This is a genomic window from Streptomyces albofaciens JCM 4342 (genome assembly GCF_008634025.1).
Classification (GTDB): domain Bacteria; phylum Actinomycetota; class Actinomycetes; order Streptomycetales; family Streptomycetaceae; genus Streptomyces; species Streptomyces albofaciens.
In genome coordinates, this window is the sequence record NZ_PDCM01000001.1 from 507,695 (window position 1) to 523,146 (window position 15,452).

Below are 15,452 nucleotides of genomic sequence, written 5' to 3' on the forward strand. Positions count from 1 at the left end.
CACCCGGCCCCTCGCAGCCGGAGAGCTCGGGCTGACGGGGCGGGGCGAGGCGGCGGCGTACGGACGGGGCTGGATCGCATACGAGCGCGAGGCCGTAACCGGGGCTCACGGAGAGTGGCGGGAGCGGCGCGGGACCGGTGGGCAAGCCGGGCGCACGGGGGTGAGTGAGGGGCCGGGGGCGCGGGTGGCGAACGGTGGTTCGGAGGGCATTTGCCTTTCGGGCTCCGGGGTGAGTATGGTGGTAGATCGTTTGATCCCATTTGCCCGGCGCGTGAAGCAGCGCCGTGTGGCGCGTTCTCTCCCTTGCCGTGGCTGACCGCATTGAGGCGGTCGTTTTCGAAGTCTCACGGAGTTTGGGCGCGTGCCTGTGCCGAGACTCCGGAAGGTTTCGCATTTCGCATGTCTGTTTCCACTGATCAGTCCGTCCTGCCCACGGTCGACGAGCAGGCCCTCCAGCAGGTCCAGCAGGACCAGCCGCAGGACCAGGCCGTCGCCGAGACGGTGACCGAGGCGGCCGAGGCGGCCGTCCGGACCGAGGCCCCCGAAGCCTCGGAGTCCGCCCAGGCCGAGGCCCCCGAGGCCGACGCCTCCGAGTCGTCCGAGTCGTCCGAGTCCTCCGAGGACGCCGCCCCGCAGATCACCTTCGCCGACCTCGGTCTCGACGAGAAGATCGTCCGCAAGCTGGCCCAGAACGGCGTCACCACCCCGTTCCCCATCCAGGCCGCGACCATCCCGGACGCCATCGCCGGACGCGACATCCTCGGCCGCGGCCGCACCGGCTCCGGCAAGACCCTCTCCTTCGGTCTGCCGCTGCTGACCCGCCTGGCCGGCGGCCACACCGCGAAGAAGCGCCCGCGCGGCGTCATCCTCACCCCCACCCGTGAGCTGGCCATGCAGGTCAGCGACGCGCTCCAGCCGTACGGCGACGTCCTGGGCCTCAAGCTCAAGGTCGTCTGCGGCGGAACGTCCATGGGCAACCAGATCTACGCCCTGGAGCGCGGCGTCGACGTCCTCGTCGCCACCCCGGGCCGGCTGCGCGACATCATCAACCGCGGCGCCTGCTCGCTGGACGACGTCGAGGTCGCCGTCCTGGACGAGGCCGACCAGATGGCCGACCTGGGCTTCCTGCCCGAGGTCACCGAGCTGCTCGACCTGATCCCGTCCGGCGGCCAGCGCATGCTGTTCTCCGCCACGATGGAGAACGAGATCGGCACCCTGGTCAAGCGCTACCTGACCGACCCGGCGACCCACGAGGTCGACGCGGCCCAGGGCGCGGTCACCACCATGACCCACCACGTGCTGGTCGTGAAGCCGAAGGACAAGGCGCCGGTCACCGCCGCCATCGCCGCCCGCAAGGGCCGCACCATCATCTTCGTGCGCACCCAGCTCGGCGCCGACCGCGTCGCCGAGCAGCTCTGCGACGCCGGGGTGCGCGCCGACGCGCTGCACGGCGGCATGACGCAGGGCGCCCGGACCCGCACGCTGGCCGACTTCAAGGACGGCTACGTCAACGTCCTCGTCGCCACCGACGTCGCCGCCCGCGGTATCCACGTGGACGGCATCGACCTGGTCCTGAACGTGGACCCGGCCGGCGACCACAAGGACTACCTGCACCGTTCCGGCCGTACCGCCCGCGCCGGCCAGTCCGGCACGGTCGTCTCGCTGGCCCTGCCGCACCAGCGCCGCCAGATCTTCCGCCTCATGGAGGACGCGGGCGTGGACGCCTCGCGCCACATCGTCGGCGGCGCAGGCGCCTTCGACGAGGACGTGGCCCGCATCACCGGCGCGCGCTCGCTCACCGAGGTGCAGGCCGACTCCGCGACCAACTCCGCCAAGCAGGCCGAGCGCGAGGCCCAGGAGCTGTCGCGCGAGCTGGAGCGCGTCCAGCGCCGGGCGGCGGAGCTGCGCGAGGAGGCCAACCGGCTGACCGCGCGCGCCGCTCGGGAGCGGGGCGAGGACCCGGCGGAGGCGCTGGCCGCCGCCGAGGCGGCGGTGGAGGAGGCCGCGGCGGCCGTCGTGCCGGCCCAGGCCGAGCCCGAGGCCGAGGAGGCGCCGCGCCGCTCCACGTACCGTGACGAGCGGGGCAACTACGAGCGCCGGGACCGCCGGGACAACGACCGTCGCGACGACCGTGGCGACCGCGGCGACCGTGGCGGCTTCCGCCGCGACGACCGCTCCGGTGGCTTCAACCGTGACCGTCGCGACGACCGCGGTGACCGTGGCGGCTTCGGCGGCCGGGACCGCCGGGACGACCGCTCGGGCGGCGGTTTCCGCCGGGACGACCGTTCCGGTGGCTTCAACCGTGACCGTCGCGACGACCGCGGTGACCGCGGCGACCGTGGCGGCTTCCGCCGGGACGACCGCGGCGACCGAGGCGACCGTGGTGGCTTCGGCGGCCGGGACCGCCGGGACGACCGCTCCGGCGGCGGCTTCGGCCGTGACCGCCGCGACGACCGCGGTGGTTTCAACCGGGACCGCGGTGACCGCCCGAACCGTTCCTTCAACCGTGACGACCGCTCCGGCGGCCGCTCGGGCGGCGGCTACCGCTCCGGTGGCGGCGACCGTCCGTACAACCGCGACCGCCGCGACGACCGCCCCTCGGGCGGCGGCTACCGCTCGGGCGGCGGCGACCGTCCGTACGGCCGCCGCGACGACCACCGCGGCCACGGCGCCGGCTCCTTCGGCCGCCGTGAGGACAAGCCGCGCTGGAAGCGCAACGGCTGACACAAACCTCTGACACCGCGGGGCCCGCACCGAACTTCCGTACATCGTCACGGGAGCCGGCGCGGGCCCCGCGTCTCAACTGCGGCCCGCGTCCCGCCTGTTGTCCGTACGCCACGCCGCACACCGGGCCCGCCCGCCCCGTCCGCCCCGAAGCGGACGCATCCGCTCCGGCCCTCCGATGGCTAATGCCTTCGGGCTGTGGCGGGTACGCGGGCTATGCTGCTCGGTGCGGGCCATTAGCTCAATTGGCAGAGCAGTGGACTTTTAATCCATTGGTTCAGGGTTCGAGCCCCTGATGGCCCACCAGCTACGGACCGGAGGCGAGCCCTCCGGTCCGCCGTACGACGCCCCCGCCGGACCTGCCGGACGGGGGCGCTGTCGTGTCCCGGGAGCCGTCGTGCTCCGGAAACCGCCGTACTCCGGAAGCACCTGCGCGCCGAAAACCGCCGCGCTCCGGAAACCGCCGTACTCCGGAAGCACCTGCGCGCCGAAAACCGCCGCGCTTCGGAAACCGCCGTGCTCCGAAAGCCCCTGCGCGCCGGAAACCCCCTCGCTCCGAGGGACGCCGACCCCGCGACCCGGCCCGTATGACCCGTACGGCCCAATCTGATTCGCCGCCCGGCGCGGCAGCCGAAAGCCTTGGGACGGCGACGGTGTTCGTACGGGCGGACGTGCGCGCGGGAGTGGGAGGCAGGCCGGTGCGGGTGCGTCGAGGCGGCAGGGGCCGTTCGGGCGAGCGGGAACGGCGGCGGCGCCGTTCCGGCATGTCGCCGTTCGGGCAGCGGATCGTCTGCTGGCTGCCGCTGATCCTGCTGGTGGCGGGGTTGATCTTCGACAGCGGCACGCCCGAGCGCTATACGGCCGCGCCGTTCTTCTCCGCCGCGCCCCTGGTGGCGGCGCCCCTGTACTCGCTGCGCAGCACGGCCGTGACCGCGGCGGCGGCCGTCGCCGCCGAGATCTGGGTCGTGACGTACCACGGGGGCCGGGACACGAACCAGTCCTTCACCGAGGGCCTGACCGTTTTGGTGGTGGCCATCCTGGCGCTCGGCATCAACCGGGTCGTACGGATGAGCGACGCCCGGCTGGCCTCCGTACGGGACGTCGCGGAGGCCGCCCAGCGGGCCGTACTGCCGACACCCGCCGAACGGATCGGCGGGCTGGCGGTCGCCGCGCGCTACGTGGCGGCGCAGGCGGACGCCCGGATCGGCGGCGACCTGTACGCGGTCCAGGACACCCCGCACGGCGTACGGCTGATCGTCGGCGACGTACGGGGCAAGGGTCTGGAGGCCGTGGAGGCCGCGGTGATCGTCATCGGGGCCTTCCGGGAAGCCGCCGAACAGGAGGCCACTCTGGAGGCGGTGGCGGGGCGCCTGGAGCGCGCGCTGCAACGCGAGGGCAGTCGGCGGGAGGGCCTCGACCAGTTCGAGGGGTTCACCACGGCCGTACTGGCGGAACTGCCCTCGGACGAACACGCCGCCCTACGAGTCCTCAACCGCGGCCACCCGGCACCGCTGCTGTTCGCGCCCGACGGCGGGCTGTGCGAGCTGACGCCCAAGTCGCCCGCGCTGCCGCTCGGCATGAGCGAGGTGGCCGGCTGGCCGGACCGGGCGGACGAGACGGCGTTCCCGGCGGGCTCGATCCTGCTGCTCTTCACGGACGGCGTGACCGAGGCCCGCGACCGCGACGGCGTCTTCTACGACCCGGCGGCGCGGCTGGGCGGCCGGGTCTGGTCCGGGCACGGGCCGGAGGCGCTGCTGGACGCGCTGGTGGAGGACGTGGCCGCGCACACGGGCGGGGAGACGGCGGACGATATGGCGCTGCTGGCGGTGCAGCGGCCGGTGCGGGGGTGAGGGTTCGCGTTCGTCCGTGTACCGGCGTGGTTTTGTGGCCGCAGCGGCTGCCGTAACGGGATCACAGCCATTGCACGCTCTGACCGTACCGGCCGGTCAGGGCGACCGGCCGCCCGTCGAGGGCCAGGGTCAGCAGCCGTTCCGTCGTCGGCGTCGGCAGGGGGTGCGCGAGCCGGGGCGTGGTGATCCACGGGAGGACGGAGTGGTGCTCGTTGGAGACCCAGTGCCCGGGGCCGTGCCCCAGGCGGCTGCGCTCCCGTAGTACGGACGGTACGAGCCGGGCGAACTCCTCGCGGCGCTCCGGAGGGAGGCACGCCATCACGGAGGTGTGGAAGACGACGAGCGTCGCCCCGAGCGGCGCCTCGGCCGCCAGCGCGGGCAGCGCGTCGATCAGGTCGCCGCGCATCATACGGGGGCGCGGTGCGGACCGTACCGCTTCTCCGGCGGCCCGCTGGCGCCGTACGCGCTCGTCGGTGGCGTCCGGCCAGACGAGGGCCTCCCGCCAGCGGACGTCGTCGGGGTCGGCCGGGTCGAGTGGGCTGAGGTCGATGCCCGCGCGCCAGGCGATGTCCGGGACGCGGTCGGGTACGGGGGTGCCCGCGCCCGTACGGCAGGGGAGGACCGCCGCGCTGTCCGGCGGGCCGAACTCCGGCCGCTCGTCGTAGCGGTAGCGATAGCGGTCCGGGTAGAGGCACAGGCCCGCCGACGCGCCGACCTCCAGGAGGGCGAGCGGCTGCGGGAGGCGGGCGAAAAGGGGGAGCAGGGTCGCGCAGCGGGCCGGCTCGTTGGTCCGGGTCCGGCGCCGCGTGATGACGGCGCTCACCTCGTCCCAGTGGCGCAGGGTCCACTCGCGCCAGCCGCGGTACGCCGCGTCGCCGCGCGGGCCGTGCTCCGCGTACGGGCCGTCGAGGTAGCGGACGGCGGCGAGCAGGAGGCCGGGCCGCTGCTTCTCGCCGGCGGGCAGGCAGCGCGCGAGGTGGGCGCAGAACTCGGGGTCGTGGCCGATCCGCGCGGCCAGCTCCTCATGGGCGTCGGACTGCCCGCGCGCCTCATACCAGGCGAAGTTCACATATCGATCCGCCAGTGCCCGCGCGCTGTTGACGACCATGATCAGACGTTACTGCCCGCACGCAGCGTCATCGCCGGGAGCCTTCGCGCATAACGACTGCCGCACAATCACGCATCTCAGGTTTGAAGATCGTTTTTCAAGTTGCCCTGGTTTGGGCCTTGGTGAGGCGTAAGTCTGGGCCAAAGCCACCACAAAATGACCTCGGATTCGCCCGAACGCTTGGTATCCGGCCGCGGAGTCTATTACAGTCCGATAACGGAGCGCGGTCGTCCCAGCCGTCGCAAGAGGCGGCACCGTGCGCCGACGCCGAATCCCGTCAGCAGGTTCACAACTGAATCACCGTTGGACCACCGCTGGACCGGCCTGCGCCCCGGTGCCGGACCGGCGCGTGTCCTGGGGACCGGGCCACCATCACCTCGGAGCACCCTGGGGCTCCTGGAGCACTCCGGGGTGTGCCGGACGGCACCGATCCGTAGCCACCTCCGTACTCATCGGGACCGTCCCCCGCAGGCGCCACAGGAGCCCGTCCCCGTCCTGCACCGCACTCGGTGCCCGCACACTGCGGGCTCCGACGCTCTGGCTCGAACGCTCTGGGAGCCACCGCCCGGCGCCGTGAGGGGCTGGGAGGCGGACCCCACCGCTGACCCGGTAGGCGAGAGGAAGGAAAGGAGTGCGCCCCCGTGGCGTCCAACAGCCCTGCCGGCTTCGTCCCCGAGGTTCCCTTCGGTGCTGCCGGCGCGCCATCAGCCGCCGCTGTGCCGGACGCTGCCGTCACCTCACCCGCCACCGGCATACGCATCGTCCCCCAAGCGTCCGCCGATCCGGGGGCGTTTGCGGTCGGGGCGGTGGATGCGGTTGGGATGGCGGGTGCTGTCGGGGCGGTGGATGCTGTCGGGGTGGCGGGTGCTGTTGGGGCGGTGGGTGCCGTCGGATCGGCGGGTGCTGTTGGGATGGTGGATGCTGTTGGGTCGGCGGGTGTCGTTGGGATGGTGGATGCCGCTGACGGCTTCCTCGGCTCCTCCGGACCCGTCGGTTCGCCCAGTTCGCCCGGCTTCCCCGGTTCGCCCGGCTTCCCCGGTTCGCCCGGCTCTCCCGGTTCACCAGGCTCCCCCGGTTCCCCCGGCTCCTTCGAGGAGTGGAACCCGACCGAGGAATCCCTGCCCCCCATACGCGGCAAGCACCGGGTCATCGGCAAGCAGCGCGGCGGACTCACCCGCGGCGGTACGGTTCTGGGCGTCGGCGTCATCGCGGCAGTGGGCGCCAGTGGAATGGCGTCGGCCGAGGACAGGCCGCCGCTGCCGGTGTCGATGCCGGACCTCGGCGAGTTCGTGGACGACGCCGCGGCCCAGCTGCCGGACGCCACGTCCCTGCCGGGCATCGGCGACCTGATATCCGACGGCGCCGGCTCCTCAGCCGCCGACGGCGCCACCCAGGCTTCCGCCGCCCCCCTCACCCAGGCCGGTCTCAGCCGCAGCGAGGCGGAGCAGGGCAGAGGCGCGGGTGATTCGCTGCGCGACCGCATCCTCCAGCAGGCCGACCGGCAGCAGAGCGCCGCGGAGGACGAGGAGCACGCGGCCGCCGAGCAGGCCGCTGCCCAGCAGGCCACGCGGGACGCGGCGACGGACCGGCAGGAGGCCGAGAAGGCCGCGACCGCCAAGGAGTCCGCGGCACGCGAGGCCCGCCGCACGGCGGAAGCGGCGGAGCGCGCGAAGGCGGAGGCCGAGCGCCGCGCCGAACTGGCCCGCAGCTACGTCTCCCCCCTCACCTCCTACACCCTCACCGCCGGGTTCGGGCAGGCAGGCGACCGCTGGGTGGCCAACCACACCGGGCTGGACTTCGCCGCCCCCACCGGCACCCCGGCCAAGGCGGTCCACGGCGGCACGGTCACCCAGGCGGGCTGGGCCGGCGCGTACGGCTACCGCATCGTCCTCACCACGGACGACGGTACGGAACTGTGGTTCTGCCACCTCTCGTCGATCGTCCGCGCCTCCGGCAAGGTCGCCGCCGGCGAGGTCATCGGCCGCGTCGGCGCCACCGGCAACGTCACCGGCCCACACCTGCACCTGGAAGTACGCCCGGGCGGCGGCACACCGGTCGACCCGAAGCCGTGGCTGCGGGAGCACGGGCTCGACGTGTGAGGTGACCGAGACGGGTGACGCGGGGGCGGAGGCGGGGTCCCGGGGCGAGAACGGGCCCTCCTCCTCCCCCTCACCCGCCCAGCCTTCGGCTCCCTCCCTCTTCCCTCCCCCTCCCTCCCTCCCTCCCTTCCTCCCCTCCCTCCCCTCCCTCCCCTCTTCTCCCCCTCAACCTGGGCATTTCGTTTGCTTTGCGCGTCGCCCACCGGGCACTCGGATGGATGCGCCGCCGGGGTGGACCGGCCCCGGCCCGGTTCAGGAGGGTGCGATGAAACCGAACGACAAGGCACGGGCGGGGCACGGCGGCGGGACCGCACCCGGTACGACCACGGACCGGAGCACCGAAAACCCCACAACCAAGTCCACCCCCACCTCCACCCCCACCTCTCCTTCCACCCCCACCCCCACCCCTGCCATCACCACCAACGTCCCCGCCCGCCTCGACCGACTGCCCTGGTCACGCTGGCACTGGATGGTCGTGATCGGCCTCGGCACGGTGTGGATCCTGGACGGTCTGGAAGTGACCGTCGTCGGCAACATCGCCGGCCGCCTCTCCGAGCAGGGCAGCGGACTGCCCATCTCGTCCGCGCAGGTCACGGGCATCGCCGCGGCCCTGTACGTGGCGGGGGCCTGCTCCGGCGCGCCGTTCTTCGGACGGCTCACCGACCTCTTCGGCCGCAAGAAACTCTTCCTGATCACGCTGGCCGTCTACCTGGCCGCCACCGCCCTGACCGCGGTCTCCTTCTCCTCCTGGTGGTTCTTCCTCTTCCGCTTCCTGACCGGTTTCGGCATCGGCGGCGAGTACGCGGCGATCAACTCGGCCGTCGACGAGCTGATCCCGTCCACCTACCGCGGACGTGTCGACCTGCTCATCAACGGCAGCTTCTGGCTCGGCGCGATCGGCGGTTCCCTGCTGTCCATCGTGATGCTGGACACCGAGATCTTCCCCATGAACGTCGGATGGCGACTCACCTTCGCACTCGGCGTCGTCCTCGGCCTGGTCATCCTCCTCGTACGCCGTAACGTGCCGGAGAGCCCACGGTGGCTGTTCATCCACGGCCGGGGAGAGGAGGCGGAGCGGCTCGTCGCCTCCATCGAGAAGCAGATCGCCGACGAGAAGGGCGAGCCCCTCCCCGAGCCCGAGGGCGAGATCACCATCCACCCCCGCAAGAGCATCGGCTTCACCGAGATCGCCCGCACCGTCTTCTCGCGCTACCGGCGGCGCGCCATCCTCGGCCTCGCCCTCTTCATCGGCCAGGCGTTCCTCTACAACGCCGTCACCTTCGGTTTCGGCGCCATCCTGACCTCGTTCTTCGACGTGCCGACGTCCAGCACCGGCTACTTCTTCGCGGTCATGGCAGCCGGGAACTTCCTCGGCCCGCTCCTCCTCGGCAAGCTCTTCGACACCGTCGGCCGCCGCATCATGATCTCCGGCACCTATCTCCTCTCCGGCGCCCTCCTCTTCGCCACCGCCTGGCTCTTCTCCGCGGGCCACCTGACGGCCACCACGCTCACCGCCTGCTGGTGCGTGGTCCTCTTCTTCGCCTCGGCCGGTGCCAGCAGCGCGTATCTGACCGTCTCGGAGATCTTCCCCATGGAGACCCGGGCGATGGCCATCGCCTTCTTCTACGCGATCGGTACGGCCGCGGGCGGCATCAGCGGCCCCCTGGTCTTCGCCGGCCTGACCGAGTCCGGCGTGGTCGCCGACACGGCACTCGCCTTCTGCATCGGCGCCACCCTGATGTGCCTGGCCGGTCTCACCGCCGCCCTGCTGGCCGTACGCGCCGAACGCCGCTCCCTGGAGAGCATCGCCAGCCCGCTGTCCTCGGCCCCCAGCACCTGACCTGGCCCCTGCCCGCCCCGGTCCCAGCGCCACCCGTCGCACCGAGCCGGCTCTTGGCCGACTTCTTCCCCTCCCGGGCTGCGGTGCCGCGCCTCCCCGCCTACGTTGGAAAGATCATGACCGATACACAGACACAGAAGACCCTCGGCTCCCTGTCCGTCTCCCCGCTCTCGCTCGGCGGCAATGTCTTCGGCTGGTCCGCGGACGAGCCCCAGTCCTTCGCCGTACTGGACGCGTACGTCGCCGGCGGCGGCAACTTCATTGACACCGCCGACGTGTACTCGGCCTGGGTGCCCGGCAACAAGGGCGGCGAATCCGAGACCGTCATCGGCAACTGGCTCGCCTCCCGCGGCAACCGCGACCAGGTCGTCATCGCCACCAAGGTCGGCGCCCACCCGGACCACAAGGGCCTGGCCCCCGCCACCATCAAAGCCGCCGTCGACGAGTCCCTCACCCGCCTGCGCACCGACTACATCGACCTCTACTACACCCACTACGACGACGAGTCCCTCGACGTCTCCGACTTCCTCCCGGTCCTCGACGAACTCGTCAAGGCCGGCAAGGTCCGCGAAATCGCCGCCTCCAACATCTCGGCCCAGCGCCTCGAAGCGGCCCTGACCTTCTCCGCCGACGAAAACCTGGCCCGCTACGTCGCCGTACAGCCCCACTACAACTTGGTTTCCCGTGAAACATACGAGGGGGAGCTGGCCGACACCGCGGCCCGCCACGGCCTGGGCGCCGTCCCGTACTACGCCCTCGCGTCCGGCTTCCTCACCGGCAAGTACCGCCCGGACAGCGACGTGAACAGCGTCCGTTCCGAAAAGGCCGCCCATCACCTGTCCACCGACCGCGGCCGCAAGGTCCTCGCCGCCCTGGACACCGTGGCCGCCGCCCACCAGGCCGAACACGCCACGGTGGCCCTGGCCTGGCTGGCCGCCCAGCCCACGGTCACGGCCCCCATCGCCAGCGCCCGCACGGTGGACCAACTCCCGGCCCTGATGGCCTTGTCCGACCTCCACCTCACCGAGGACGAACTGACACTCCTCAACGAGGCCTCGGCCTGAAACCTCCGACCCGATTACGGGCTCGCACCACACACGAGGGCGGTCGCGTACCCGTAGGTACGCGACCGCCCTTCCCACTCCAACCTCGGACCCCTACTTCCGCCGGTCAGCAACCACCCAAGAAGCCGCCCCCACAATCCCCGCCACCGCAAACACCGACGGCCAGGCTCCCACCTTCTTGGCCAACGGATGCGACCCCGCAAACGCCGCCACGTACGCCCCACTCAACACCGCAGCAGCCTTCTTCCCAGCCTTCCGCTCCCACTCCCGAGCCGCCACAGCCCCCGCAGCAGCAAGCGCTACCCCACCAAGGGGCCGCTTCTTGGTCCAACGGGCTACGCCGTAGCCGCCTACGAGCCCAGTCGCAGCTATCACCGCCGACGGTACTTGTGCCATGTCCGGAACCTCCCTGTTAGAGAACCATCGCGCGCGACTCTACGCCGACGGGGCGGCGTAGGCCGGCAGCCGGGGCAGGGGGGCGGGGTGGCCTGGCAGCGCGCCCGGGAGACGGTTGTCCCGCCAGCCGCGCTGCCGGCCTGTTATATGAGGTGGCCCGCCCATAGGACGGGAATGGGACCCGTCGTTACGGCCGGCGGGAGGCAGCCACCTGGTACCAGGTCTGGCAGACCATCGCCACGGAGACCAGGACGACCACGGCCCAGATGTGCACCGGGTCGTGGGGCCAGCGGCCCGGAAGTACGAGGCTGCTCACCGGGCTGGCGCAGGCGTACAGAGTGAGCAGCGCCAGAGGAGCGCCATTGCGCGGGTTCGTGGGATCGTTGTTCATGCGTTTTACCTCCTTGTTTACAGGCACGGTGGTGACGCGGCGCCCGTCGCTTCTTCTGGGCAAAGTCGGAGCGGCGGGCCGTCTTCTGTCTGGGCACGGGTGCACAGACGGACCGGTACGGCTTGGGGCGTGATCGTGATCAGCCCCTCGTGGTGGCTCATCGCGGCGGGAGGGGCCCGGGGCCGCGGGGCGTCGGAGGCGCGGGCAGGATTCTGGATGACGGCTTTCCCTTTCGGTCAGTCGGGGACGTACGGGGTAGCGACGGTCAGGCGGGGTGGTGGCTGAGGGCGGCGTTGACGAGCGTGGCAGCGTCCTCGACCTGCTGGGCTTCGAGGAGCGTGCCGACGATGGACAGGACAGCCCGGAGATCACGGGCCGCGGCGCTGTTCAGCATCGCCTCGGCCGCGTCCGTACGGCCCGCGGTCCGGTATGCGGTAACCGCATCCCGGATTTCCACTGGAGCGTGTGTCCGGCCGGCGTGCCACAGGAAGGTAGCCGCGTCCGCGTCCCGCCCTGCGCGGAGGTGACCGAGAGCCTCGTCATCCGCGATGGGAGGAGGCGTCGGCGTCGCTTCCCGGGCGGTACGGGTTTCGGGGATGCGCGCCTGGGACGACGGCGGGACGGCCGCAGTGTCCTCGGGCGCGAGGAGGCTCTGCCGGGCCAGGACGGCTTTCCGGTACGTCTCCAGCACCTGTTCCAGCGGCGGAGGCGGCTGCCCCGTCACCTCCTGCGACTCCGCCGCGAGGCTCCAGAGTTTTCGCAGCAGGTCTCGCGACGGGGAGCGGCGCCCGGTCGTGTACTCCGTGAGCGTGGAAGGGGCGACAAAGACCGCTTCCGCGACAGCTCGCTGGCTCAGCCGCGTGCCGCGCGCCAGCGCGGCCAGTTCTGCGACGGTGCACGCCAGGTCCCGCGCTTCAGGTGTGAGGTCTGCGCGGGGTCTTGCACTCACCTGCCCTTTCGGCGGCACGGCTCGGATTCCCTTCTGCGAGTGCGGCGGGATAACGGGTAGATGGTCATGGAGAGGTATCCGGATTTCTCGGTCGGGCGTGTGCTGTGGCCGGAATTCTTGCACCGGGAGATCGGGAGAAGTCAATGCCGATCTGGCGCCGGTGTTACGCGCTGTCCGCTTCTCCGGCCCCGAGATCATCAAGTTACCCGACCTTAGCCCAGTCGGCGATACATGGCAGCGCGGAACCTGCCGAGCTGACGCCGCGCTTGGCGACGAGGAAGGATCAGGCGACCTTCCGAGAGTCGTCCGAAATGTGGCATTTCGAGGAAAGCGGAATGTTCGCATCCAGATTTCCCCGCGAACACCTGGACCGTTGCGCCGGTCATGCGCGGCGAGGCTGCCGGTGCCGGTGTGCATCGGAAACCTGCAGGTCAAAGCCCTCCGTCTCGCTTCCCTGCCTTCGCGTTCTGTTCGCACCTTGCTGTCGGTTGGTGCATGCACGGCGAAAAAAGTTCCCGCCGGTCGGTTGCTTCGGGGGGACCGGCAAGCTGGCAGCGGGGGGAAGGTGAAAGCCGGGTCTCGTTGCCGACTGCCCCGCGCTGGGCAACTTCTGTGATGCGCGCCACATATTCTTTGTCAAAATGGGGTGCGCTTACCTTGAGGGGGGCGGGAAGTCAATGCTTTCGTGTTCGCAATTTCGCGAATACGAAAGGGTGCTGGCGCGTTGAAAGGTGGCGCTCGTTGTGGATCCTGGAAGGGTGATCGGCGCCCGGGCTGGCGCTAGCGGCCCTGCGCGTGCGGCTGGCGGCGAGAATGAAGCGATTCAGTGAATTCACACAGTCACCTATGCTTTACGGAAAGTGAAAGGCGGTCCCCATGACACTGCCGTCCTGGGAGGACAAGAAACTCGGCACGATGAAGCGCGCTGCCCTGTGGCTCGTCACCGTTGTCGGCGAAGGCAACGTCTTCACCAAGGGTGAGCTGAGGGCCGCCTTCCCCGAGACGTCGCAGATCGACCGCCGTATGCGCGACTTGCGGGACCACGGGTGGCGGATCAGCACGAATCGTGAAGACATCAATCTTGAGCCGCACCAGCAGCGCTTCGTCTCCCAGGGGGAACCGGTCTGGGAGCCTGGGAAAGGCCGTTCCAAGTCGACGGCAGCCATCACGGCCACCCAGCGACGCGAGATCTTCGCGAGGGACGGGCACATCTGCCGGTCGTGCGGCATCTCGGCGGGTCAGGTGTACCCCGGTACGTACGAAGCCGCGCAACTGGACGTCGCCCGGCGTCCGGTGCGCGGGCCTGGAGGAGCGGCCGACGTGCAGCTCGTAACTGAGTGCAACCGGTGCCGGGTGGGCGGCCGCGAACTGACGGCAGACCTCACGGCCGTCCTCGACGCCGTACGCCGACTCGGCCCGATGGAGCGCAAGCTCCTGGCCGGCTGGGTGGAGAAGGACCGTCGAGAATTCAGCGAGCTGGAGCAGACCTGGGCCGGCTACCGGACGCTGCCCGAGGAGTCGCGGGCCCAGGTGCGCAAGCAGCTCGGCCTTGAGGAAGGCCTCTAGCCAGGCCGGCTGGAGAGCCCCGTGATTGTTGAGAGCCAGGAGAACGGAACGTGAGCATGGACTTCGGACGTCCGCCGAAGGCGGAGGCCAACCAGGAACTGGTCCGGCAGCGGCTGAAGGAGGCTGAGTCGGCGGCCGGCACCAGGGAAAGCCTCACGGTTGAGTGGCGGAGCCAGCCCCTGCACGTCGAGGTCATCGACATGCCGGTGGCCGACCTTTACTACAACCCGGGCACGCACCGCATCAGGGCCCAGCGTGACCACGATCCGGGACTCGACGCTGAGCTGCAGAGCGACCCCTGGAGCGACCGCAGCCAGGACTACCTGCATCACCTCTTGAAGTCGCTGCCGGCTGATCCGTCGAAGGATGATCCGGATTTCATCGTCCTGATGGAGAGCCTGCGCGACTTCCGGCAGAACGACCCCGGTCTCATCACACGCGACGGTGTGCTGGTCAACGGCAACACCAGGCGAGCCGCGCTCAAGGAGCTGGGTGTCGCGCACATCCGGGTCGGGGTGCTTCCGGAATCGTGTACCTGGGACGACGTCAACGCGGTAGAGCTGTCGCTGCAGCTCCGTAAGGACCACCGCCGCGAGTACTCCTACATCAACCGGCTGCTGGCCATCGATGAGCAGGTTGAGCTCGGCCGTGCCACCGCTGACATCGCGCGTGACTTCCGGATCAAGAAGGAAACCTGTGAGCAGGACCAGTGGATCCTGACCTGCCTGCGCGACCTCATCGAGCGAAGCAAGAGCGAGGGGACCGGGCTGCGGCTGCTTGATTTCGAGCAGCACCAGGAGAAGCTGCGCGAGCTGCACCGCCGGTATGTCAAGGAGGCGAGGGTCAGCAAGGCCAACGCTGATGCGATGAAGGAGTACCGGCTGGCAGCCATGGTCCTGGGCTTTTCCAAGACGGACGTGCGGCTGATCGAGCCGGATTTCGCACGCCGGTACCTGGACCAGCGTCTGCCGGACGAACTGAAGACGGAGGCCACCACCACCAGCTCGGTTGCGATCCCGGGCCTCGGCAGGACGATGAAGTCCGTGGACTCCAGTGTGACGGTGGCCAGGACGCTGACTGACACGGTTCTGCGGGCGAAGGCGGTCAGCCCTGCGGCGAGCGGAGTGTCCGCTGAGCGTGTGCAGGTGGCTTCGCATACCTTCTCGGTTGCCCGTGAGGCGTTTGAGGAGGCTCTGGTGCCGGCGGGCAAGGACGCGCGTATCCGCAAGCGCAAGCAGGCTGCCCCCGGCCGCATCACCGACGCGTGCCAGGACATCGAGCAGTGCGTCACGGACCTGGTGATGGCCCGGGCGTCGCGGAGCCTCGATGAGGAGGCCTTCGACGAAGCGGTGCTGAAGCTGCGGGACAGCCTCGGGAAACTGGCCGTCGAGTCTGCCCGTAGCATCGAGGTGCCCGGAGACGGGGTGGAGTGGCTGCTGGGTGCGGTGAAACAGGAGGAGTGACG

Annotated in this window: 11 protein-coding genes and 1 tRNA gene; 8 read left to right on the forward strand and 4 right to left on the reverse strand. The window is 70.7% G+C overall.

Going from position 1 to position 15,452, the window contains the following annotated elements:
• Positions 1 to 399: 399 nt before the first annotated feature.
• From CP973_RS02440 to CP973_RS02450, 3 genes are all read left to right on the forward strand, one after another.
• Entirely contained in the window at positions 400 to 2,724 is a 2,325-nt protein-coding gene (locus CP973_RS02440) for a DEAD/DEAH box helicase (RefSeq protein WP_150237146.1), read from the forward strand.
• Positions 2,725 to 2,954: 230 nt separating this feature from the next.
• Positions 2,955 to 3,030 (forward strand) — tRNA-Lys (locus CP973_RS02445).
• Positions 3,031 to 3,488: 458 nt separating this feature from the next.
• Positions 3,489 to 4,574 carry a PP2C family protein-serine/threonine phosphatase gene (locus CP973_RS02450; protein ID WP_150243038.1) on the forward strand — a complete coding sequence of 362 codons (1,086 nt, stop codon included), beginning with the start codon at positions 3,489 to 3,491 and terminating at the stop codon, positions 4,572 to 4,574.
• Between the two features lie 61 nt (positions 4,575 to 4,635).
• Here the strand turns inward: CP973_RS02450 and CP973_RS02455 are convergent, their stop codons facing one another.
• The gene (locus tag CP973_RS02455; protein WP_150237148.1) at positions 4,636 to 5,682 is read right to left on the reverse strand and encodes a DUF2332 domain-containing protein; all 1,047 of its coding nucleotides are present in this window, start codon (positions 5,680 to 5,682) and stop codon (positions 4,636 to 4,638) included.
• Positions 5,683 to 6,629: 947 nt separating this feature from the next.
• Here CP973_RS02455 and CP973_RS02465 point away from each other — a divergent pair.
• The 3 genes from CP973_RS02465 (at position 6,630) to CP973_RS02475 (ending at position 10,685) form a co-directional block, all read left to right on the forward strand.
• Complete coding sequence (locus CP973_RS02465; protein ID WP_150237153.1) at positions 6,630 to 7,781, forward strand: M23 family metallopeptidase; 1,152 nt, start codon at positions 6,630 to 6,632, stop codon at positions 7,779 to 7,781.
• A gap of 265 nt (positions 7,782 to 8,046) precedes the next feature.
• Positions 8,047 to 9,621, forward strand: a complete 1,575-nt coding sequence (locus tag CP973_RS02470) for an MFS transporter (RefSeq protein ID WP_425281928.1) — start codon at positions 8,047 to 8,049, stop codon at positions 9,619 to 9,621.
• Positions 9,622 to 9,737: 116 nt separating this feature from the next.
• Positions 9,738 to 10,685 carry an aldo/keto reductase gene (locus tag CP973_RS02475; protein ID WP_150237155.1) on the forward strand — a complete coding sequence of 316 codons (948 nt, stop codon included), beginning with the start codon at positions 9,738 to 9,740 and terminating at the stop codon, positions 10,683 to 10,685.
• A gap of 93 nt (positions 10,686 to 10,778) precedes the next feature.
• On the opposite strand, the gene CP973_RS40670 is transcribed toward CP973_RS02475, so the two are convergent.
• The 3 genes from CP973_RS40670 to CP973_RS02490 form a co-directional block, all read right to left on the reverse strand.
• Positions 10,779 to 11,081: a hypothetical protein gene (locus CP973_RS40670; RefSeq protein ID WP_150237157.1), complete on the reverse strand. Its 303-nt coding sequence runs from the start codon at positions 11,079 to 11,081 to the stop codon at positions 10,779 to 10,781.
• A 187-nt stretch (positions 11,082 to 11,268) separates the two neighbouring features.
• A complete protein-coding gene (locus CP973_RS02485) occupies positions 11,269 to 11,472 on the reverse strand; it encodes a hypothetical protein (RefSeq protein WP_150237158.1) in 204 nt (67 codons plus the stop codon).
• Between the two features lie 265 nt (positions 11,473 to 11,737).
• Positions 11,738 to 12,421, reverse strand: a complete 684-nt coding sequence (locus CP973_RS02490; protein ID WP_150237162.1) for a helix-turn-helix domain-containing protein — start codon at positions 12,419 to 12,421, stop codon at positions 11,738 to 11,740.
• An 876-nt stretch (positions 12,422 to 13,297) separates the two neighbouring features.
• Between CP973_RS02490 and CP973_RS02495 the strand changes: the two genes are divergently transcribed.
• Together CP973_RS02495 and CP973_RS02500 are read left to right on the forward strand one after the other, a co-directional pair.
• Positions 13,298 to 13,987, forward strand: coding sequence for a hypothetical protein (locus CP973_RS02495; RefSeq protein ID WP_150237164.1), 690 nt, complete (start codon positions 13,298 to 13,300; stop codon positions 13,985 to 13,987).
• Positions 13,988 to 14,037: 50 nt separating this feature from the next.
• Positions 14,038 to 15,450 carry a ParB N-terminal domain-containing protein gene (locus tag CP973_RS02500; protein WP_150237167.1) on the forward strand — a complete coding sequence of 471 codons (1,413 nt, stop codon included), beginning with the start codon at positions 14,038 to 14,040 and terminating at the stop codon, positions 15,448 to 15,450.
• Positions 15,451 to 15,452: the final 2 nt, after the last annotated feature.